The 19,571-nt window shown below is 65.3% G+C and carries 15 protein-coding genes; 5 read left to right on the plus strand and 10 right to left on the minus strand.

Going from position 1 to position 19,571, the window contains the following annotated elements; genetic code table 11:
* Positions 1–7: 7 nt before the first annotated feature.
* The gene (locus RFA01S_RS08120; RefSeq protein ID WP_032406273.1) at positions 8–946 is read right to left on the minus strand and encodes an endonuclease/exonuclease/phosphatase family protein; all 939 of its coding nucleotides are present in this window, start codon (positions 944–946) and stop codon (positions 8–10) included.
* Positions 947–1,304: 358 nt separating this feature from the next.
* Here RFA01S_RS08120 and RFA01S_RS08125 point away from each other — a divergent pair, with 358 nt between their 5' ends.
* Together RFA01S_RS08125 and RFA01S_RS08130 are read left to right on the plus strand one after the other, a co-directional pair.
* Positions 1,305–2,309 carry a DUF1839 family protein gene (locus RFA01S_RS08125; protein WP_052060431.1) on the plus strand — a complete coding sequence of 335 codons (1,005 nt, stop codon included), beginning with the start codon at positions 1,305–1,307 and terminating at the stop codon, positions 2,307–2,309.
* Positions 2,306–4,723 (plus strand): glycosyl hydrolase 2 galactose-binding domain-containing protein, encoded by a 2,418-nt coding sequence (locus RFA01S_RS08130; RefSeq protein WP_052060432.1) that lies wholly within the window; start codon positions 2,306–2,308, stop codon positions 4,721–4,723. The genes RFA01S_RS08125 and RFA01S_RS08130 overlap by 4 nt, the downstream gene beginning before the upstream one ends.
* 28 nt (positions 4,724–4,751) lie before the next feature.
* Here the strand turns inward: RFA01S_RS08130 and RFA01S_RS08135 are convergent, their stop codons facing one another.
* The 7 genes from RFA01S_RS08135 to RFA01S_RS08165 form a co-directional block, all read right to left on the minus strand.
* A complete protein-coding gene (locus tag RFA01S_RS08135) occupies positions 4,752–5,714 on the minus strand; it encodes a glycosyltransferase family 2 protein (protein ID WP_032386498.1) in 963 nt (320 codons plus the stop codon).
* Positions 5,711–6,562: a glycosyltransferase family 2 protein gene (locus RFA01S_RS08140; protein WP_032372043.1), complete on the minus strand. Its 852-nt coding sequence runs from the start codon at positions 6,560–6,562 to the stop codon at positions 5,711–5,713. Before RFA01S_RS08140 ends, RFA01S_RS08135 begins: the two co-directional genes overlap by 4 nt.
* A 238-nt stretch (positions 6,563–6,800) precedes the next feature.
* Positions 6,801–8,375 carry a lipopolysaccharide biosynthesis protein gene (locus tag RFA01S_RS08145; RefSeq protein ID WP_052060433.1) on the minus strand — a complete coding sequence of 525 codons (1,575 nt, stop codon included), beginning with the start codon at positions 8,373–8,375 and terminating at the stop codon, positions 6,801–6,803.
* Positions 8,372–10,180 carry an alpha/beta hydrolase family protein gene (locus RFA01S_RS08150; RefSeq protein WP_052060434.1) on the minus strand — a complete coding sequence of 603 codons (1,809 nt, stop codon included), beginning with the start codon at positions 10,178–10,180 and terminating at the stop codon, positions 8,372–8,374. The genes RFA01S_RS08145 and RFA01S_RS08150 overlap by 4 nt, the downstream gene beginning before the upstream one ends.
* A gap of 46 nt (positions 10,181–10,226) precedes the next feature.
* Positions 10,227–11,165 carry an amino acid--[acyl-carrier-protein] ligase gene (locus RFA01S_RS08155; protein ID WP_032389787.1) on the minus strand — a complete coding sequence of 313 codons (939 nt, stop codon included), beginning with the start codon at positions 11,163–11,165 and terminating at the stop codon, positions 10,227–10,229.
* Positions 11,162–12,319 carry an acyl-CoA dehydrogenase family protein gene (locus RFA01S_RS08160; RefSeq protein WP_027495628.1) on the minus strand — a complete coding sequence of 386 codons (1,158 nt, stop codon included), beginning with the start codon at positions 12,317–12,319 and terminating at the stop codon, positions 11,162–11,164. The genes RFA01S_RS08155 and RFA01S_RS08160 overlap by 4 nt, the downstream gene beginning before the upstream one ends.
* Before the next feature lie 5 nt (positions 12,320–12,324).
* Positions 12,325–12,582: an acyl carrier protein gene (locus RFA01S_RS08165; protein ID WP_027495629.1), complete on the minus strand. Its 258-nt coding sequence runs from the start codon at positions 12,580–12,582 to the stop codon at positions 12,325–12,327.
* A gap of 276 nt (positions 12,583–12,858) precedes the next feature.
* Here RFA01S_RS08165 and RFA01S_RS08170 point away from each other — a divergent pair, with 276 nt between their 5' ends.
* Together RFA01S_RS08170 and RFA01S_RS08175 are read left to right on the plus strand one after the other, a co-directional pair.
* Positions 12,859–14,214: an acetate and sugar kinases/Hsc70/actin family protein gene (locus RFA01S_RS08170; RefSeq protein ID WP_139278418.1), complete on the plus strand. Its 1,356-nt coding sequence runs from the start codon at positions 12,859–12,861 to the stop codon at positions 14,212–14,214.
* Positions 14,215–14,313: 99 nt separating this feature from the next.
* Positions 14,314–16,179 carry an Hsp70 family protein gene (locus RFA01S_RS08175; protein WP_032406277.1) on the plus strand — a complete coding sequence of 622 codons (1,866 nt, stop codon included), beginning with the start codon at positions 14,314–14,316 and terminating at the stop codon, positions 16,177–16,179.
* Positions 16,180–16,185: 6 nt separating this feature from the next.
* On the opposite strand, the gene RFA01S_RS08180 is transcribed toward RFA01S_RS08175, so the two are convergent.
* Complete coding sequence (locus RFA01S_RS08180) at positions 16,186–16,710, minus strand: Lrp/AsnC family transcriptional regulator (protein WP_027495632.1); 525 nt, start codon at positions 16,708–16,710, stop codon at positions 16,186–16,188.
* 112 nt (positions 16,711–16,822) lie between these two features.
* Here RFA01S_RS08180 and ald point away from each other — a divergent pair, with 112 nt between their 5' ends.
* Positions 16,823–17,905 (plus strand): alanine dehydrogenase, encoded by a 1,083-nt coding sequence (ald, locus tag RFA01S_RS08185; RefSeq protein ID WP_032406181.1) that lies wholly within the window; start codon positions 16,823–16,825, stop codon positions 17,903–17,905.
* Between the two features lie 75 nt (positions 17,906–17,980).
* On the opposite strand, the gene RFA01S_RS08190 is transcribed toward ald, so the two are convergent.
* Positions 17,981–19,327, minus strand: a complete 1,347-nt coding sequence (locus RFA01S_RS08190; RefSeq protein ID WP_174557229.1) for a YibE/F family protein — start codon at positions 19,325–19,327, stop codon at positions 17,981–17,983.
* Between the last annotated feature and the right edge of the window lie 244 nt (positions 19,328–19,571).

Raw genomic sequence — 19,571 nt, forward strand, 5'->3', positions numbered from 1 at the left:
GGGACGGTCACAGCAACTGCACCGTTGCGAGCACCGCCAGATGATCGCTCTCCGGGATCGGTAACGGCTGCACCGACCGCGCGCGGACGCTGTCACTGGTCACGACATGGTCCAACCGCGCCAACGGACGTTCGGACGGGAAGGTGCGGAACAGTCCTGCCCCCGCAGCGTCGGCCGCGTCGGAGAACGGAGCCGAAGCCAACCTGCGGAATTGCCGGTGATCGTTGGTGGCATTGAAGTCGCCCGCGACGATGGCAGTGTTGTCGTAGGTATCCATGATGGCCCGCATCCTCGCCAGGTCTGCGTCCCACTGGGTGGTGTGGCGCGGCGTCGCGGGAGACATCGAATGGAACGAGACGAGGGTCAGCGTCGTGCCGTCGACGACGGTGTTCGCCTGCACCGGTACGAAGCCGAAGTCGTCCAGTCGGGTGCCGTCGGTCAAGGGTGTTCGGCTCCACAATCCGGTGCCGTCGGCCACGGGCAGTGCGGCGGTGAAGGAGAACGGCAGCAGGTCGTCCAGACCTGCACCCCTCAGGTCGGTCACTTCCTCGGGCGTGAGTTCCTGGACGGCGAGCACGTCGACGTCGTGATCACGGACCGCGTCGACGATTGCGCCGGCATCGGCATCCCCGTGCGCCACGTTGACCGTCAACACGGACAGGTCCGGTCCGGAGTTGTCCGGTCCGTCGGCCAGGAACATCGGCACCTGGACGCCCACGACGGCGACGGTGACCACGGCTGCGACCGCCGATCCGATACGTGAGCGGGCGGCGGCGAAGAGCAGGAGCGCCGCGACGGTGGCGACTCCGAGGTACGGAGTTCCGACCACCAAAGCGACGAAAGTGATCTCGGTCACGCCGACCTGTCGGACGGCAAACATTCCGAGAGCTACGGCGAGGAGGCACCACCCCACGACCAGCGCTGCGCTGCGAACGAAACGGCGCATCGCGCTCGTGCCTCCTCGTGTCCGCCCGAGATGGGCATGGATGTTGCAGGTGTTGTCTACACTCGGCATGTGCCCAGCTCAGAGCGGATATGCAAGTGTCGACACGAACAAGCTGCGCATCAGCATTACCGCCGCGGAACCAACTGTTCGTTGTGTGATTGCCCGCGTTTTCGGGTTCCTGTTGTACAGACGCTCAAACGGTGGATCAGTAAGTAGCAGTTGCGTCGAAAACAATCCTACCGCCGGATCGGAAGCGTAGAACAAACCGATTCGCTACGATGAGTGGCCTGGATGCAGGCAATATGGACAAATGCGGCTCGGGGACCGTCCGACATTGTTCCGGTAGGAGAGGCGCGTCATGTCGAACGATGCAGTGCTGGAGAGGCTCGGTACCGGCCTCCGGGTTCTCGAACTCGACCCCATCAGCTACCGGCCTCATCCCATCCACAACCACGACCGCATCTGGACCGAGACCAACTGCTACGTCGATCTGTGGATCGAGGTACTGCACTCGCTCGGTGCCGATCCCACCCCGGCGCTCGCATTCGTGCTCAGCGCCGGCTGTGACGGACGGCAGTGGGACTTCGTGAAAATTCTGCCCGAGGATCTGCGCGCGCTCTACGGCATCGGCGTGGCCGAGATGAACGTATGGCGACCCGTTCTCGAGCACGTCGTCGAAGGGCTGCTCGACGGCACCCACGTCACGGTGGAGGTCGACGGCTTCTGGCTTCCCGACACCGCAGGCACCAGCTACCGGAATCAGCACACCAAGACCACCATCGTGCCGAATCTCGTCAACCGAGACGACAAGGTGATGGGCTACTTCCACAACCGTGGTTACTTCGAGCTGACCGGGGCGGACTTCGACGGGGTGTTCAATCTCGCGCCCGAGCCTCACGCCGAGGTGTTGCTGCCGTACGTCGAACAGGTTCGAGTCGACGCGGCAGTGCTCGACGCGGGGGTCGGTGACCGCGACCTCGACGTCGCCCGGGCACATCTGTCCAGAAGGGCACCGGGCAATCCCGTCGATGCCCTCGCTCGGCGCATCGTGGCCGACATCCCGCTCGTCCAGACGTCCGGGCCCGACGCCTTTCATCTGTGGTCGTTCGGATTGCTCCGACAATTCGGTGCCACCGCAGAGCTTGCCGCCAACTACGTGCAGTACCTCGAGAGCCGCGGGATACGTGGAGCCGGCGACGCGGCGCAGCATTTCCTCGACGCAGCGTCCGGCGCGAAGGCCGTGCAGTTCCGGATGGCGCGAGCAGCGCGTGGCCGCGCCGTGGTGCTCGACGAACCGCTGAACGACATGAGCAAGAACTGGGCGGCAGCGATGGATATCGTCGTGGGTGCATTGAGCGCGTGATCGATCTGCTCGACGGCGTGCCGTGGCGGCTGGCCCGAACCGACGCCGGATCCATCCTCGACCCCGCTGATCTGCCTGCCGACCTCGAGTGGCTCGACGCCGTCGTGCCCGGCACGGTGGCGAGCGCGCTCGGTGACACCGATTGTGCTCCGGACGAACACGATTGGTGGTACGCGACCACCGTCCCGACCGGCGAATACCCCGAGGTGCGGCTGACCTTCGGCGGAATCGCGACTCGGGCCCAGATCTGGGTGGACGGTGTACATCGGCGAACGGTCACGTCCATGTTCGTGCCCGAGACTGTCGATCTGACCGGTTGCGGGCCGACCGTCACCATTGCAGTTCATATCGAATCCCTTGCCGCACATCTGAAGACCCGACGGCCACGTGGTCGGTGGCGATCCTCGATGATCGCTGCGCAGGGTCTGCGGCACGAGCGTACGACGATGCTGGGCCGGGCACCGGTGTACGGGCCTGTGCCTGTTCCGGTGGGTCCGTGGCGGCCGGTGTCGATGACGCCGATGTCGAGCCCTCGTGGCGTCGGTCTGTCGACGACGGTCCGCGGCACCGACGGTATCGTCACGGTCCACGCCGAGCTGGATTCCGCGTCGGCGACGCGAATCCTGATCGGGGGCAGCGTGTTCGAGATCGGAACGGTCGATCGTATCGATACGACTCTGACGCTGCCGGACGTCGAGCTGTGGTGGCCGCACACGCACGGACGGCCCAGGACCTACCGCGTGGCGTTGGACGTGAACGGGGTGGAATACCCGTTGGGCGACATCGGTTTTCGCGCCGTCGTACTCGATCGCTCCGGCGGCGGCGCGCAGTTGGTGGTCAACGGTAGCCCGATCTTCTGTCGCGGTGGTACGTGGACTCCACTCGATCCGGTGCGACTGTGGTCGTCGGAGCAGGACCTGCGTGCAGCGTTGGTGCAGCTGCAGTCGGCGGGCGTGAACATGGTGCGCGTGGTCGGCACGCTGGTGTACGAGCAGGCCGAATTCTGGTCTCTGTGTGCGGAACTCGGCATCATGGTGTGGCAGGACGTCATGTTGGGAACCGTCGACCCGCCCACCGACGAGGTGTACACGGCGGCGGTCACCGGAGAGCTGCACGCGTTCGCGGACATCGTCTGCGCCAATCCGGCGCTGATGGTCGTCAGCGGCGGAAGCGAAACGCAGCAGCAACCGACGATGCTGGGTCTCGCGGCCGAGGATCAGCGAATGGATATGCTGGACACCATCGTTCCTGATTTCCTCGCCGATCGTCTGCCGGACGTCGCATACGTGACGTCGTCTCCGTCCAGCTCGTCCGGCGAATTGCACACCCACGTGGGCGACGGTATCGCCCATTACTTCGGGGTGGGTGGTTACCTGCGGCCACTGTCCGATATTCGTACCGCGGGTGTGCGATTCGCTGCGGAATGCCTGGCCTTCTCCGTTCCTCCCGAACGTGCGCAGGTCGACAGGTTCTTCGGATCTGCTGCGGTGGCAGGGCACCACCCCGAGTGGAAATCCGCGGTCCCCCGCGATCGCGGTTCGTCGTGGGATTTCGAGGACGTCCGCGATCACTACGTACGCACTGTCTTCGGTGTCGACCCGCACCTGATTCGGCGGGACGACGCCGAGCTCTACCTGGACTACGGCAGGGCGGTGCTCGTCGAGGCTTTCGAGGAAGCGTTCGGTCGGTGGCGTCGGGCGTCTTCCGGATGTGCGGGCGCGCTCGTGTTGACGTTACGAGACACCGTGCCCGGTGCCGGGTGGGGTATCACCGACGCCACCGGTGCACCGAAGGCACCGTTCTACGCGCTCGCGAGGGCCAGCTCGCCGACCGCAGTGCTGTTGTGCGACAACGGTCTCGACGGTTATTCGGTGGAGCTCGTCAACGACGGCCCGGCCCGATCGGGCACACTGCGCGTGGCACTGCACACCGCGCGGGGCGTGCAGCAGTTCGAGCGGGCGGTATCGGTCGACTCGAACGGCTCGACCGAATTGACGGTGGACTCCATCGTGGGGTCGTTCACCGATGCCAATCACGCCTACCGTTTCGGGAGTCGGACGTACTCGGCGATCACAGTGGTGTTCGCGGGTGACGACGGAGTCGAGATAGCCCGGAACACCGCGCTCGTCGGGGCGCAGAGTCGGCAGAACACCGTGGGCCTGAGCGCGAGTGTCGTCATTACCGGAGCCGGGACGTGGGAGCTCACAGTGTCTTCGGAGTGGGCAGCGCAGTACGTCTGCGTCGATGTCGACGGCTTCGACGCGTCCGATTCGTGGTTCCATCTCGCGCCGAACGAACCGCGCACCATCGCACTCGTCAACCGAGGCACCGGTAAACCCAGGGGACACGTTCGGGCCCTGAATTCCGTGGAACGGGCGTCGGTGGCACCGAGGGTCGTGAGTGGAAGTTCGTAGTGGGCTACGAAGTTCCGTGCACGTGCCGCTAGCGGCTCACGCTGAATTTGCCTCGGACATAACCGACTCCCGCGGCCCCGACGCTGGCCACCACAGCCATTGCGCCCCACGCCCGCGCGGGGTTGCCGCGAGCAGCCGCGCTCGTCTCACGGCCGACAGCACGCGGCAGAACCTTGGCGGTGTACGCACGCTCGGACGAGAGTGCGTCGCCCGCACCGATCAGGCGCGCGATCGCTGCCTTGGACACACCCTCGGCGTAGCTGCGGGTGATCAGGTAGCGGGGTCGCGTCCGATCGGCACTGACGGTGTGATCGACGACGATCGAGGGATCGAACACGATCTGCGCGTCGGGATGCGTCTGGCGCAGGCGAATACACAGTTCCGTCTCCTCGCACCCGAGCGGAACGCGTCCGATCCGGCCGATTCCGGAGACGAAGCCGCCGAGTTCGACGACTGGCGCGCGGCGAAAAGACATGTTCGCGCCCATGAGATTACGGACCTGAGCGGTTTCCGTCGGCTGCCCGCGGTAGGTGCACCCGACGACCCAATCGAGTTCGCCGGGTTCACCCACTACCTCGGCCGGTAAGAAGGCCGGACGCTTGTCCGGCCATACCGGGTATGCAGAGCCCCCAACGGCGTACACGGCATCATCCGAGTAATGGGACAGAATGGCGTCGAGCCATTCGGTCGTGCGTGGGGACGCGTCGTCGTCCAAGAAGACGACGATGTCACCCGTGGCGAGGTCGAGGGAGGTGTTCCGTGCCCCCGACAGTCCTCGTGGGTGGCTGTTCTCGACCACGTTCACGGTCTCGCTCAGCGGCAGGAATTCCGCTCGAGCGCGCTCGGCCAGCTGCTGATTGTGGTCGACGACGAGAATCAGCTCGTCGGCAGCGACGCTCTGATCGAGAACTGCACGCACGGCAGTGCACAGTTCGGACCATCGAGCCAACGTGTACGCGCAAATGACGACCGAGGAAGTCGGCAGACTCACGCCGTTCTCTCGCGGAGCTCGATGACCTCGCCGAACGACTCCATGACCTCGAACTCGAGGTCCATGTCGGTGCGGGCATCGATCGACTCACGCGACGGACGAGCGATGTGCTTGCGGGAGATTCTGCGGGCGCGCATGCGCTCGGTCATCAAGGTGCGCAGCACCCGGAAGCCGTCGGAGAAGGTGCGTAGGTTGCTCTGGCCGTAGATGCGCGCCAGCTCGACACTCGGCACTTCTTCGATCCGTACGGACGCCTCGGCGAAGCGGCAGTTGATGATGGTCTCGATCTCGAATCCGTCACCCCACAGCATCATTCCCTCGCTGCCCGGCTGATCGACCACGGGCAGATCCAGGACCGGCACCAGATCTCGCCAGAAGGCGTTGTAGCCGTAGCACAGATCCGAGAAACGGGTGCCGAAGAGCGTGTTGGCCACCAGGTGCAGACCACCGTTGCCGGCGCGGCGCAGCGGCGTGATGTCGTGGCTGCCGCCGCCCTCGCAGAACCGGCTGCCCTTGGCGAAGTCGGCACCGGCGATCAGGGCATCGACGAACCGGGGGATCTCGGCCGCGTCGGCAGAGCCGTCCGCGTCGAACATGACGATGATGTCGCCGGTGGCAGCTTCGAAGCCGCAAGCGAGCGCGTTGCCCTTACCCTTGCGGGTCTGTTGAATGACGCGGATGTCGCTGCGAATCTCGCGTGCGGCTTCGATGGTTCCGTCGGTGGATCCGCCGTCGACCAGTACGAGCTCGAATTCGTGGGACAGCAAGGGGAGGACATGGCGAAGGTTCGCGGCCTCGTTGAGAGTCGGGATGACGACACTGACGCGGGGATTCTGACGATTCAACATATCCATTCCAGATGTTCGAGTTCGGTGGGCACTAGCTGATCGAGCTACTGCAGCTGTATCTGACCGATGCGACACGACCCCCGCCGAGTTCGCACGTAGGTTTCGGCGGGATTGATCTACCCGTCGAACCCACTGTCTTTTCCTGACTAGAAGCTTAAAAGAAGCCATGAGATTGTCAAGCTGCGTATAAACGTACTCGAAGAATGTTTGCGGTGCCAGCTAACGAGAGTGATGTCGGTTACGCTCGTACGCTGTGCTCACGACCCGTCGCCTGCGACGTGGATTCGTCGCGCGGATCGAGAGCCGGCGCGGCATGCTCGGCACCAGCGCCGCCGGACAGGTCCCCGATCCACCTGATGAGGGGCACCAACAGAACCACGGCACCGAAGGCTTCGGCCGCCAGATAAGACCAGCCGATGCCCGCGATGCCCAAGCTCGGTGACAACGTCAGCGACCCGGTGACGATGATGATGGTGGCCGCGATCTGGACGAGCACCGCAAGCCGCATACGACGACGGACCCTGGCCAGACCGTCGTACAGGGCCCCGATGACGGACAGCGGGATGGTGACGGCAGCGAGATGGACGATGATGGTCCCGTTCTCGCGGTAGTCGGGGCCGACGATACCGAGTCCGAACGGTGCGACGACCGCCAGAAAGAACGATCCGCCCACGGCGACGATGCACAGCAGGCCGATGAAGCGTTTGGCGAGCTTGGAGAACTGTTCGGGATGTGCAGCCGCCTCCGCCACGAAGGGGCCGACCAGTACCCCGATCAACACGTAGATGGCGCTCACGATGGACCAGGTGAGCGAGAAGTAGGCATTCTGCTCGGCACCGAGCGTGCTCACCACGATGATCGGGATCATCAGGGGTGCCAAGGTTCCCAGGGCAGTGATGCCGTACGCCGACCCGAAGTACGACCACAGCTCTTTACGGGGCGGCAGGTTCGGTGTGAGCTGGTAACGCGGATCGGTGCCGAGCTTCTTCCCGAACGCGCGAAACAGCACTATCGCCGCGATGGCCGCCGGTACCGCCCACGCCGCGATGATGGTGAAACTACGGCCGGTCTCGTACGTGACGGCCAGGACCGCCAACTTCACGACCGCGTGGAAGACGTTCTTGGCCGCCGCCCACCGCGCGAAGCCCAGCCCGGACGACGTCTGATCCTGCAGCGCGAACACGGCCAGTACGCCGACGAAAATCGGGAACGTCGCGATCTCGGTCGTGGTGGTGAACAACTCGTCCACCGGTGCCACGACCAAGAACGCGCATCCCAGGACCAGCGCCAGCGACAGCACGGCAGCGTAGCCGCGAAGCACATAGGACTTGGCCTTCACGCCCGCGGTCGGCAGGAACCGCTCGTACATCGAGCCGAGACTCAGGTTGGACAGCGTCGCGATCATCACCGCCGACGCGATCACCGCCGATGCACTGCCGACTTCTTCGACGGGGAACAGCCGGCCCGCCACGGCCCAGAAGGCCAGACCGAGCGCGCCGGTGGCAATGGTGGAGAACATCATCGCGAACGAGTTCAGTGCGAGATTGCGGCCGGCGGGCTTGGAGCCTGCAACCGCCGTGCCCGACGCCTCGGCCGCGGTGAACATCGGGTCCCAGTCGGGGATCGAATCGGCCGCAGACAGCTGTCCGGCGGGTTGCGATGCCGCGACCGCGAACTCGGGCGGCACCGCGTGAAAAGGCACGGTGCGGCTGTTGAAGCCCATGTCCCATCGGACCTGCTCGACAGGGTAGTAGGTGATCTTGTCGAGTCGGCCGTGATCGGGCGGGGGTACCCGGCGAGCGCGATGTTTCACAACGGCGTCCAGTTCACCTTCACAGGTGGGTCCTGCGGTTCGATGTGGACTCCGAGCGCAGCACCGATCGTCTGCAGCATCTCGGCCCTGACCGTGTCGCGAACATCGCGTCCGAAGAGGGTGTGATCTCCGTCCGTGAACGCCTTCACCACGGGTGGGTGCTCGGGCTCGGCCCGGCGGCGCAACCGATGCAGGCTCTCGGGGCCGCGGTTGTCGAGGAACCACTGCTTGTCGTCCGGGACGAGCAGCACGGACGCGTCGACTCCCTTGCGCTGCAGTTCTCCCAACGAGATTTCGGGAACCTGGATCCAGCCACGACGGCCGAGCGCGAGCCACAGTCGGTACGGCATCCGGGGTTGCGACCAGTTCTTGAAGCGAACGGCGGCCGTGTGTGCGCGGTCGAGTGCGATCGCGGTCAATCCCTGCTTCTGGGCGATCGTGGATCTCTTGGTGAAATCGACACGCCGCGTTGTCCATTCGCGCATATTGATCAGGATTGCGGTGTTCAGGCCCTCCCGGTGGGCGGCGTAACCGGCATACCACGCACCCGAGCACAGACCTGCCGAGACGATCTTGTCGGGCGCTGTTCCCACGGATCGAACGGCGCACAGTGCGTCGTCGTCGCCGAGTTCGCTGTAGAGCGTGGGTGCGTCGTCGGCACCGACGTCTCCACTCTCTCCCGTACCGCGACGGTCGAAACGGACCGAGGTGATGCCCGCCGTCGCGAGGGTGCGGGCCAACTCGACCCACAGCCGTACCGGTCCGACCCGGTGCTCGTACGCGGTGCCGTACATGACCACAGCAGGACCGCCGGCCGTCGTGGCCACCGCGGTGGTGCGGATGGAGAACAGCTCGTCGTCACCGAGCCGCTCGATGGTTTCGACGACGTCGCCCCGGGGAGTCGAGACCACGGCGGAACGTCGGATCGGAACGGTGACCGGCGTGGTCGTCGACGCGAACGTGGCCTGTACCCAGCGCGCGATCACGTCGATGTCCGGACGCGGAATGACCACGTCCCAGGCAGGTGGCTCGAGGAATGCGTCGTGATCGCGGAGTGTGTGCTCGTCCGCCTGCTGCGCGGACACGAGTCTGCGGACGGGCGTGGCGTCGGCGCGTTCGCTGCGGGTGGCAACCAGTACCGGGCAGTCGAGCCGTTCCAGCTTCGAGGAATCCAGGGTCGAGAATTCGGCGGCCACTCCGGCATGCAGGACTGCGCCGACGATGGACACTCGCGGGTCCGACTCGTCGTCTCGCGCGACGGTCATCGAATACAGGGCGCGCTGTTCCCGAAGATACGAGCGGCCACTGACGACCGGATCCCAGAACACCATTCCCGTCAGAGGGCCGCACCGATCCGCCACGGATGCGGCGAGCAGCGAGCCGGCTCGCAGACCCACGACCGCAACATCGCGAACACCGCACTGCCGAACGAAATCGACCGCCGTGACGACGCTGCGTTGCCACTGCTCGACGATGCCGTCGTCGTCCTGTGCACCGGACGAGTCGCCCGTTCCCGGGTAGTCGAAGCGCAGTACGAGCAGGCCCCGAGCGCAGAGGCGCTGGGCCAGGAGGACCAGACCGCGGTACGAGTCGACCTGCTCCTTGCCGAGCGGCGGTGCCAGTACGACGGCACCGCGGGCAACCGATCCCTCGGGAACGTGCACGGCACCGAGGAGTGGCGATGTTGCCGACCCGAACCAGGTGGACTGTCTGCCCGGTACGCCTGCCTCGGTGATCAGCAGCTGTTCGAGCTCGTCGGTACGGTTGTCGGCGGACTCGGATGTCGCCGTATTCGTGGTGTTCACAGCGCGCTCCGATCGCTGGTAGGGATATCGACGTCGGCTACCGACGTCACGAACGAAGCGACCTCGGCCACTTGTCGCGGTCGATACCGTGGGTCCGCAACAGCGCCAGCGCAATACGCTCCATGCCGAAGCCGACGCACGCACTGTGTGCAGGTTCGCCGTCGGCGGTGCTGATGTCGAAGGTGTGGCCGAAGTGATCGCGATGGCAGTTGCACGAGACCACGGCCGTGCCGTCGTCCAGGTCTCCGTACAGCCGCACGACCAACTCGGTCTTGAGGTTCTCGTTGCGTTGATTGGCCGCGAGCATGCGACCTGCCCGACCGAAGAACGGATCGTTGGCGATCACCGCTTCTGCCTCGAGACCCAGATCGGCCAGTACCTCCAGGCCGCGCTGCACCCACCTCTCGCGGTGGGCGACGGCGTCGTCCGGAGTGCCGACCCGCACGATCTCGTGCATGCGGAAGGCCTGCATGCGAGCAGGGTCGACGGCAGGCTCGTGCCGAAAGCAGTACCCGTAGATGTCGTACGTCGTCCCGCCGGACGGGAGTACGGACGGCAACATCGAGTACGACGGGTGACATGCCGCGGACACCAGCATCGTCCCGGCCGACTCGAGGTGGTGATCCCAGTCCTTGCCCTCGGACCGATCGGCGAGCAGCGCGGCATGGGCCTTGTTGTCGCCGTCGAACGTGTTGATGGCACCGGTGAGATTGGGGAACGACGCGATGTAGTCGGTCTTCTCGAATGCTTCCCGCGGGAAGACCGGTGGGAATCGGAACCTGGGCACAGCCGTTCCGTGTTCCGACGCGCTCGCGGCCACGACCCGACGGTCGATCGATTCGATGATGTCCTCGAACTCGCCGGACCGGCCGTACAGACCGAGCACCGACGACGGGATCAGCAAGCCGGCGTCGACGAGCTCTTGCCTGAATTCGCTTCGCGCCGAATCCAGTTCGGAGGTCTTGTCCTGTGTCTGGGTCATCATTTGCCTTTGTAGAGAAGCGCGAGTTGAGAGTTGTGCGCGAGGATACGTTCGTTGCTGACCATGATCGCCGAGCCGTGCGCGTCGCGGAGGTGCCGTCCGATGCTGAAGTCGCCGTCTTCTCGATACCCGGAGATGCCGCAGATCTGCATCGCCTTGCCGACGATGTCGATGACGAGAGTCGACGCCGTCACCTTGACGTTGTTGATCTTGACGGCGAAACCGATGGAACCGAGCTCCTCGGGGGAATCTGCGATGGCCTCGAACTTCGCCGCTGCGCCGAACACGGTGTCGACGAGTTGTTCGTGGGCCACGAACAACTCGGCCAGCCGCAGGGCGGAGGGAGGAGTGACGCCGGGGCTCTTGCTCGCTGCCTTGCGGACGAACTTGCGGGACTTGGACACGGCTGCGTCGGCGATACCGAGCCAGGCCGAGGCCCACAGCACATGGGCCACCGGAAGCATTGTCTGCGAGGAGATCTCGCCGTAGTTGTCGCGCAGAATGCTCGAGCGGTCGGCAACGGCGTCGAGCTGGAAGCCCGGGCTGCAGGTGCCACGAAACCCGAGAGTGTCCCAGTTGCTGGTGCGTTCGAGAGTGACGTCGGGCTTCTGGCACACCACCAGAACCTGATCGCTCGGCGGGCTGTCCACCGTGCGCCGCGCCGTCGCGAGAACGATCTCGGCGTATTCGCCGTACGAGATCACCGGTGCGGTCTTGGCCAGGTGGATGCGGTCTCCGTCGTACTCGACCGCGCAGCTGCTCGAACGCACGTCGCCGCCGATGTTGATCTCCGTCGTCGCCGACGCGACGAGCGGTTGGTCGGCTGCGATGCGGCGCAGCAACGCGTCGGATGTGGGAGTGCCGCCGTGCCTGACGATGCTCAGGATCTGAGACTGGTGCATGACGAAAATCATCGCCGTCGATGCACATTCGGCACCGAGATCGCGTGCGACCCGGGCGAGCTCGGTGAGGGACAGGCCACCGCCGCCGAGCGCCGTCGGTATCGCGGCGGCGAACAGATTTGCCGAGCGCAGAGCGTCGACGGACTCGGCGGGAAACCTGCCCTCGCGGTCGACCTCGGCCGCGAACGTGCGGAGGGTCTTGAGGACGTCGGTGAGGGGCAGTTGCGCGGGGCGACTGTCGGACGAGACCGTCATGGTCGTCAGCCTGCGAGTTGTGCGACAGCAGCTGCGATCGCGTCGATGCTCGCGAACGTGGACTTCTGCAGCATCGAGTCCGGGAATTCGATGTCGAATTCGTCCTCGAGGCCGATCATGACGTTGACACTCGCGTGCGAGGTCAACCCACTGTCGTAGAGGTCGGAAGCAGAGTCGATGTCCGACGCGGCGACCGGCATCTTGCCGAGCTTGTCCAGCACGTCCCGAATGCGTGCGTCGAACTGCGTACTGAGTGTTTCCATCGTGACGGACCTCCACCGATCGCTTGGGTGCGAGACCGGGCGGCCTCGCAAGTCGTACGGGCCGACGGAAAATATTTCGACCCGCAGTCTCCCCAGACCCGGGTAAACAATATCTCAGATTGTTTGAAGCCGATACCGCATACCGAGTGCAAGTTTCGTGACCTACGTCCCGCATGTCGGTTTTCGGCCCGTTTGCTCGTTTCGGCCACACCGAGCGTGCGTACGATAGGTTCCGATCGTCTGTTCATACGGCAAGCAATCGAAGGACAACACTCGATGGGACCAGTCTGCGGCGTGGCCGTGGAGTCGGACGCCCTGCGCATCGCCTACACCGATGGTGACCGCCGCGTCGTCGAGTCCGTCGATCTCGAGCTCACCGATCCGGACCGCGCGATGCACGACCTGTCCGACCGAATCGGAGCGCGCGGCCCCTTCGACTCCGTCGTCATCACCGGGCGCGAGGCTCGCACCCTGCGCTACTCGGATTTCCCGACGTCGGCAGGCCTGGCTGCATCCGTCGAGACGGTCGACGAGCACTACGCGCTGCTCGCGTTCGTGCGTTCGCTCGACACCCTCGCCGACGCGACGAATGTGCTGGTGCTCGACCTCGGCAGGCGCGGGACGTCGGCCTTGGTTCTGAACACCGCCGAAGAAACCGTCGAATGGCACGACCGAACGGAGTCGTTCGGCGGCGAACGCCTCGACGACGTGGTGCAGGGCCTGGTGATGACCAAGGGGATCCTGCCGGAACCGGAAGGGCCCGAGGGTGTCGCGTCCTATCGCACGTTCTTCCGAGAGCTTCGGGAGCTACTGACCACGTCGGCCGGTGTGCGCGCACCCAACAACGGCCCGATGATCCTCGAACGCGACGAGTTCGAGGCGGTCGCCACCCCACTGATCGACGACATGATCGAGTGGGTCGGTCCCCAGACCCCCGACGCGATCGTGTTGCTGGGAGGAGTGGCCAACAGCCCCCTCGTCCAGCGGCGGGTTCGCGCCACCTGGCCGGTGCCGCTCACCGTCCACGACTCGGTGTCGCCGGTTGCCGAGGGCGCGCTGATCAGGGCTGAAATCGGGTCGAAACAGGTCCCCGATCCGGTAGTGGAACCGTCGCCTGTAGCGGAGGTAGTGGAATCGGAGTCGCCGTCCGAGGTCGAGTCGACGACGCAACCCGAAGCGGAACCGGAACTCGCTCGGGAAGACCCATCGCCACACAAAGCCCGTGGTGTCGGTCGCCGCGGGGTCGCTGCGATTCCTATGTCGTACCTGTCGACTTTTTCGGACCGGCAGTGGACTCGGCAGGCGGTACTCAAGATCGGTGCCGTGGCGGTGTCGGTCGGAGTCGTGGTTGTCGCGCTGATGTTCGCGCTCTTCGCCGATTTCGACAATGCGCCCAGATCCGTGATCAATACCGACCCCGGTTTCGAGGCGACTCTCGCCGAGATCGCACCCCCGGTCACCGACACGCCTCCACCGGACCAACCGGCTGCGGCGGGACCGACCACTCTGACGTACGAGCAGCTCTACGTCGAGCAATATTCGTACACCGGTGAGATGTACCAGCCTCCCGGCGAGGCGTCCGACATCGGTTTCAGCTTCACCGACACCGAAGCCGAACAAGCAGGCCCGTAGGCACCCTTTAGTGCAGCTCGCCGCGAGACGGTACCGTGTGCGGGTGGACTCCCGATGGGGCGTTCACCGAAACCGCCGAACGAAGTGAGGCCGACGATCGTGACTGTGCTGCTTGGGGTGTCCATGGGGACCCGAGCCGTGCGCACGGCGCAGCCCAGAGCCGACCAGTTCGGAGCCTCCGGCGACACCTCGTCCGCCCTGGTCACCGACGTCGAGAGGCCACTGTTCTTTCGCAACGAACTGATCGACAGTGCCACCGGGGACCTCCCGCACCTGGCCGCCGAATCGATCGGTGCCGCTGCCGAGGTCGAACCCGAACTGTCCACCGGCATCGCCTACCGGGATCCGCGTCAGGCCGATGCACTGCGCGCCGCCTTCGCCGGTGCTCACCTGAACAACTACCACCTGGTCCCCGAGGTCGAGGCCGTCATCGAATACCTCGCCGTCACCGGTGAGGCGCGAGGTGCCGGCTCTGTCGCCCTGTTCGACCTCGGTAGTTCGGGATTGACGGTCAGCGTCGTCGACCTGACGGCGCGCACGGTGACGGCATCTCAGCGCTCCGGCTCCTACAGCGGTGATCTGGTCGACGCCTACGTGCGCAACAATCAGCTCCAGCGCCTCGGCAAGCCGGCGACCGACCCCGACATTGCGCTGTTCGAGAAGCGCTGCCGCATCGCCAAGGAACGCCTGTCCACCCAGGACGCCGTGTGCCTGCCCGACGCGAGCGGGATGATCCTGCTGTCTCGGGAGAATTTCGAACTGCTGATCACAGACCTGCTCGACGAGGCGATCGAGTTCGCCCGCGAGGTCATGATCGGTGCCAACGTGCCGATCGACGCGGTCGTGTTGATCGGTGGTGGTGCCCGCATGCCCATCGTCCAGCAGCGCGTGGGCCCACTGCTCGAACTGCCCTCCATCGTCCCGACCGAGCCCGAGACGGTGGCCGCACGCGGAGCAGCACTGGCCGCGCGGCCGAATTCGCGCACCAGAACCGCTCCGGACCGTACTGCGCACGACGCGCAGGCAAGCGTGCCGAGACGTCGACACACGGACAGCGCTGCTGTTGTCCCGCCGGCTCCGGTGGCACCGCCTGTGCCTGTGGTGCCACCTGCGCCCGAGCCGCTGATGCCGGCGCGTTCGGAGTCGCAGCATGCCGCACCGCCGGTGGCGACGCCGAGGTCAACTCGTCCCGTGCCCGCACGTCCGTGGATCGCCGCCGCTTCGATTACCGAATCTGCTTCTGCAGCAACCGGTTTCGAATCATCGAAGTTCGCCGACGCGCCCGCCGATATTCCTGAGTCGTCCACCGCGGATGCTCAGCCTTCGTCGGAATCGACTGCGGTGCACGAGTTTTCCGAGAACGGCGTGGGTGAAGTCTCTGCTCTCGCCGTGGAAGCGCCTGCAGTACAGCCGGTGTCGCAGGCATCCGCAACCGATGCTGCCGCCGACACCGTCGAGGACGGTAAGCCCGTTCCGTTCCAGCTGAAGAACATCTACTGGCTCGACGCCGATTACGACGACGACGACGGTGAAGACGATCGCACTCGCGCACGGCGCAGGCTGCGGACCGGCGGAGTGCTCGCGTTCTGCGCGGCAGCGGTGGTCGCCGTGTCCGGCTTCATGTTCACCCACCAGAACTCTCCGCAGGTAGTGGACACCTCGGTCAGTCGCGACCAAACCGATACTCCGGTGGTCACGACGGTGCCGACGACGACGCCCGCTCCCGTTCTGTTGCCGCCACCGCCTGCGCCGGAACCGACCACCACTGTGGAGCCGACGACCGAGCAGCCGGAAACCACGTGGGAACAGCCGGTCACGACCACCGAGACCACGACGGTCGAGCCGCCACCGGCACCGGTCGAGTCCGTTCCGCCCATCACGACGCAGCAGCCGCCGCCGCTGATTCCGGGCTTCCCGGACTTCACGTTGCCGGGCTTCCCCCCGATCGTGCCGCCGGCACCCTGATCGGTTCTATTTGTCCGCGTTCGTGTTTCGCGGCCTGATGTGCTCGAAGATCAAGATGGTCTCGGTCGCTGCGACGGCAGGGTCGGCACTGAGATTCTCGACGACGAAATCGCGCAGGGTGGCCGTGTCGACCGTCGCCACATGCACCAGGAAGTCGTCGGCCCCGGCAATGAAGTAGATGTTCAGCGTCTCCTTGCGGGACGCGATCTTCGAACCGAATTCGCTGATCCGCCGTCGAGCATCCGCTTGCAGCCGAACCGAGATCATGGCCTGAATGCCCTGCCCGAGGGCCTCGGGGTCGATGTCGGCGTGGAAGCCGCGGATGACGCCGCGTTCGACGAGCGCCCGAACTCGGGTGAGGGCAGTGGACGGCGCGATCCCTGCTGCGGCCGCCAGCGCATTGTTCGGTGTGCGTGCGTCTCGACGCAGTTCGTCGAGCAGAATGTGGTCGATTCGGTCCAGGGCGACGGACCGAACATCATTCGATCGAGCCCCCTCATCGACCGGCTGAAATGAACTATCTGCATCCATGGCCCGACGATACAGAATTTTGTTCACATCCATTGCAGCAATTCCGCACATAATTCATAGTTGGCGTACCCACGGAGCGTCGCTTCGGTCACCGCCACTGCAGGAGGACGTCATGAAAATCGGAATTCCACGCGAGATCAAGAACCACGAATACCGGGTGGCCATCACCCCGGCAGGCGTGCACGAACTTGTCTCGCGAGGACACGAAGTGATCATCGAAACCGAAGCCGGCGCCGGTTCGTCGTTCACCGATACCGATTACAAAGCCGCAGGCGCGCAAATTTTCACCGACGCGGTTGCCGTCTGTGACGCGGCCGATCTCTTGCTCAAGGTCAAAGAACCCATCGCCGAGGAGTATTCACGCCTGCGCAAGGGTCAGGTGCTGTTCACCTACCTGCATCTTGCGGCGTCAAAGGCCTGCACCGACGCGTTGCTGGCGTCGGGCACCACGTCCATTGCCTACGAAACCGTCACGGCCGCAGACGGATCGCTGCCCCTGCTCGCGCCGATGAGCGAAGTTGCCGGCCGTTTGGCACCGCAGGCCGGTGCCTACCACCTGATGTCGAGTGAAGGTGGCCGCGGCGTACTGATGGGTGGCGTACCGGGAGTGCGTCCCGCCAACGTTGTCGTGATCGGAGCCGGCGTCTCCGGAAAGAACGCCACCGCAATCGCTTTCGGTATGCACGCCGACGTCACCGTACTAGATCTCGATGTCCGAGCGCTGCGCGCGATCGACGATCAGTACCGCGGTGCCGTCAAGACAGTGGTGTCGAACGCATACGAACTCGAACAGGCCGTGCTGGCCGCCGATCTGGTCATCGGAGCCGTACTCGTCCCCGGAGCGAAAGCGCCGAAGCTCGTGTCGAACAGCTCGGTTCAGCGCATGAAGCCGGGATCGGTTCTGGTCGACATCGCCATCGATCAGGGCGGCTGCTTCGAGGACTCGGTGGCCACCACCCACGCCGATCCCACCTACAAGGTGCACGAATCCGTTTTCTACTGCGTGGCCAACATGCCCGGAGCCGTGCCCCGTACCTCGACGTACGCGCTAACCAACGCCACCCTGCCCTACGTGGTTGCCCTGGCCGACAAGGGTTGGGAAGCCGCCTGCGCCGCGGACCCCGGTCTGAAAGCGGGCCTGAGCACCCATGAGGGTGAGCTGCTGTCCGCGACCGTTGCGGCTGCGTTCGCCTGACCGAGCGGCTTCGCCGCACGTGCGCGAAAGATCGGTGCCTGCTACGAGTTTCCACTCACCTGCGGCGAAGCCGCTCTACGCGCTGTGGCGGCCCGAGCCCCGCGATCGTGTGGGCTTGGCCTGCCGCGGCGAAGAGGGCATCCGCGACGAGGTGAGCGGCCGAGCCAGCAGGACGGCAATGGCAGTGGTGAGCGGTACCGACAGGGCCAGCGCGACGCCACCGACGGACGACCGCACGATTTCGATCGCCACCGCGTCACCGGTCAACACGTCCTGGATCGACCGGTCGGCGACGCTGAAGAGCAGCAGCAGCGGCAGCGCACCACCGGCGTACGCGAGTACCAGGGTGTAGACGGTACTGGCGATGTGATCGCGCCCCACCCGCATCGCGGCGGTGAAGATCTCGCGCCGCGACGCCGTCTCGTCCACCGATGCCAACTCGAAGGCCGCCGAGGCCTGGGTGATCGTCACGTCGTTGAGCACACCGAGCGAGCCGATGATGAAGCCGGCCAACAGCAGACCGGTGACGCTGACACTGCCGATGTACGTCTGCACCGCAGTGTTCTGTTCCTCCGACAACCCGGTGAGGTGCGTCATCCGAATCGCGACGTAGGACAGCACTGCGGCAACGCCCATCGAGGTCAGCGTGCCCAGGAGCGCCGAGCTGGTCCGGAGGTTGACGCCGTGCGCCAGATACAGCACGGCGTAGAGAATGATCGCGCCGGCGACCAGCGCGACCGGAATGGCCGGAGCGCCGTCGAGCAGCGCGGGCAGCATGAACACCACGAGGACGGCGAACGCGATGAGCAGGCCCACCAGCGCGCGGAATCCTCGCCAGCGGGCCACGACGCAGATGACCACGGCGAACACGCCGACGATCAACCCCAGCGGAAGCCCGCGGGAATAGTCGTTGAAGGAGTATCGGACTCCACCGGAGGGGTCTGTCTGCAGAACCAGCCGGATGTCCCCACCGGCGCTCAGAGTCGGTTGGCCGGGACCCGGCGCGATCTCGAGTACCGTCCTTTTGCCTGCGTCCTCACCGGTGGTGATGTCGACGATGCTGCGCTGACATTCGTACGAGTCGTTGACCGCAGGGGTCGGGTTGCCGGTGAATGCTCGACCTGCGTCGGGACTCCCGCAGGGCCCGATGCTCTGCGAGGTGATGGTGCCCGCCTCGGTGGACACTGCACCGCCACCCGAGGTCTGGAACGGCAGCGGGATGTCGATGCTCTGTTTGCTGGGCCAGAGCGCGAAGGCCCCGGCGATGACGGCTATGCCAATAGCGATCAGCAATCCGACGACGACCTTGGCTGCCACCGGTCCCAACGGCACCGGGAAGTCGCTGTGGCCGTGACCGTGACCCACATGGGAAGAGGAGCCCGGCGAGATGCCGTCCGAGGGTTGCGTGCCGTGTGGTTCCACGGTGCAAGGCTAGTACGGGGCCGGATCGTTACCGGCCGGGTACTCGGCCGAGGCGAGGAGCTCGGTGGCGGGGAGCAGGGGGGGCGTCCCCCGCCACCACCTGATCGACCCGGGGGGGATGGGTACGAACAGGGCTCGCGGGCACTGAAGTGCCGTCCGCCAATGTACAGATGATTCGCGGCGGAGGCGGGATCACCCCGGTGTTTTGTCCATCACTTTCAACTACTTGTCGGTAACTTCGAGC

Origin of the sequence: Rhodococcoides fascians NBRC 12155 = LMG 3623, assembly GCF_001894785.1 — a bacterium.
GTDB classification, from domain to species: domain Bacteria; phylum Actinomycetota; class Actinomycetes; order Mycobacteriales; family Mycobacteriaceae; genus Rhodococcoides; species Rhodococcoides fascians.

Coding starts and splice junctions, on each gene's coding strand:
- RFA01S_RS08120 (WP_032406273.1), bottom strand. CDS start 946: ATGCGCCGTTTCGTTCGCAGCGCAGCGCTGGTCGTGGGGTGGTGCCTC.
- RFA01S_RS08170 (WP_139278418.1), top strand. CDS start 12,859: ATGGGACCAGTCTGCGGCGTGGCCGTGGAGTCGGACGCCCTGCGCATC.
- RFA01S_RS08140 (WP_032372043.1), bottom strand. CDS start 6,562: ATGTTGAATCGTCAGAATCCCCGCGTCAGTGTCGTCATCCCGACTCTC.
- RFA01S_RS08160 (WP_027495628.1), bottom strand. CDS start 12,319: ATGACGGTCTCGTCCGACAGTCGCCCCGCGCAACTGCCCCTCACCGAC.
- ald (WP_032406181.1), top strand. CDS start 16,823: ATGAAAATCGGAATTCCACGCGAGATCAAGAACCACGAATACCGGGTG.
- RFA01S_RS08125 (WP_052060431.1), top strand. CDS start 1,305: ATGTCGAACGATGCAGTGCTGGAGAGGCTCGGTACCGGCCTCCGGGTT.
- RFA01S_RS08180 (WP_027495632.1), bottom strand. CDS start 16,710: ATGGATGCAGATAGTTCATTTCAGCCGGTCGATGAGGGGGCTCGATCG.
- RFA01S_RS08165 (WP_027495629.1), bottom strand. CDS start 12,582: ATGGAAACACTCAGTACGCAGTTCGACGCACGCATTCGGGACGTGCTG.
- RFA01S_RS08155 (WP_032389787.1), bottom strand. CDS start 11,165: ATGATGACCCAGACACAGGACAAGACCTCCGAACTGGATTCGGCGCGA.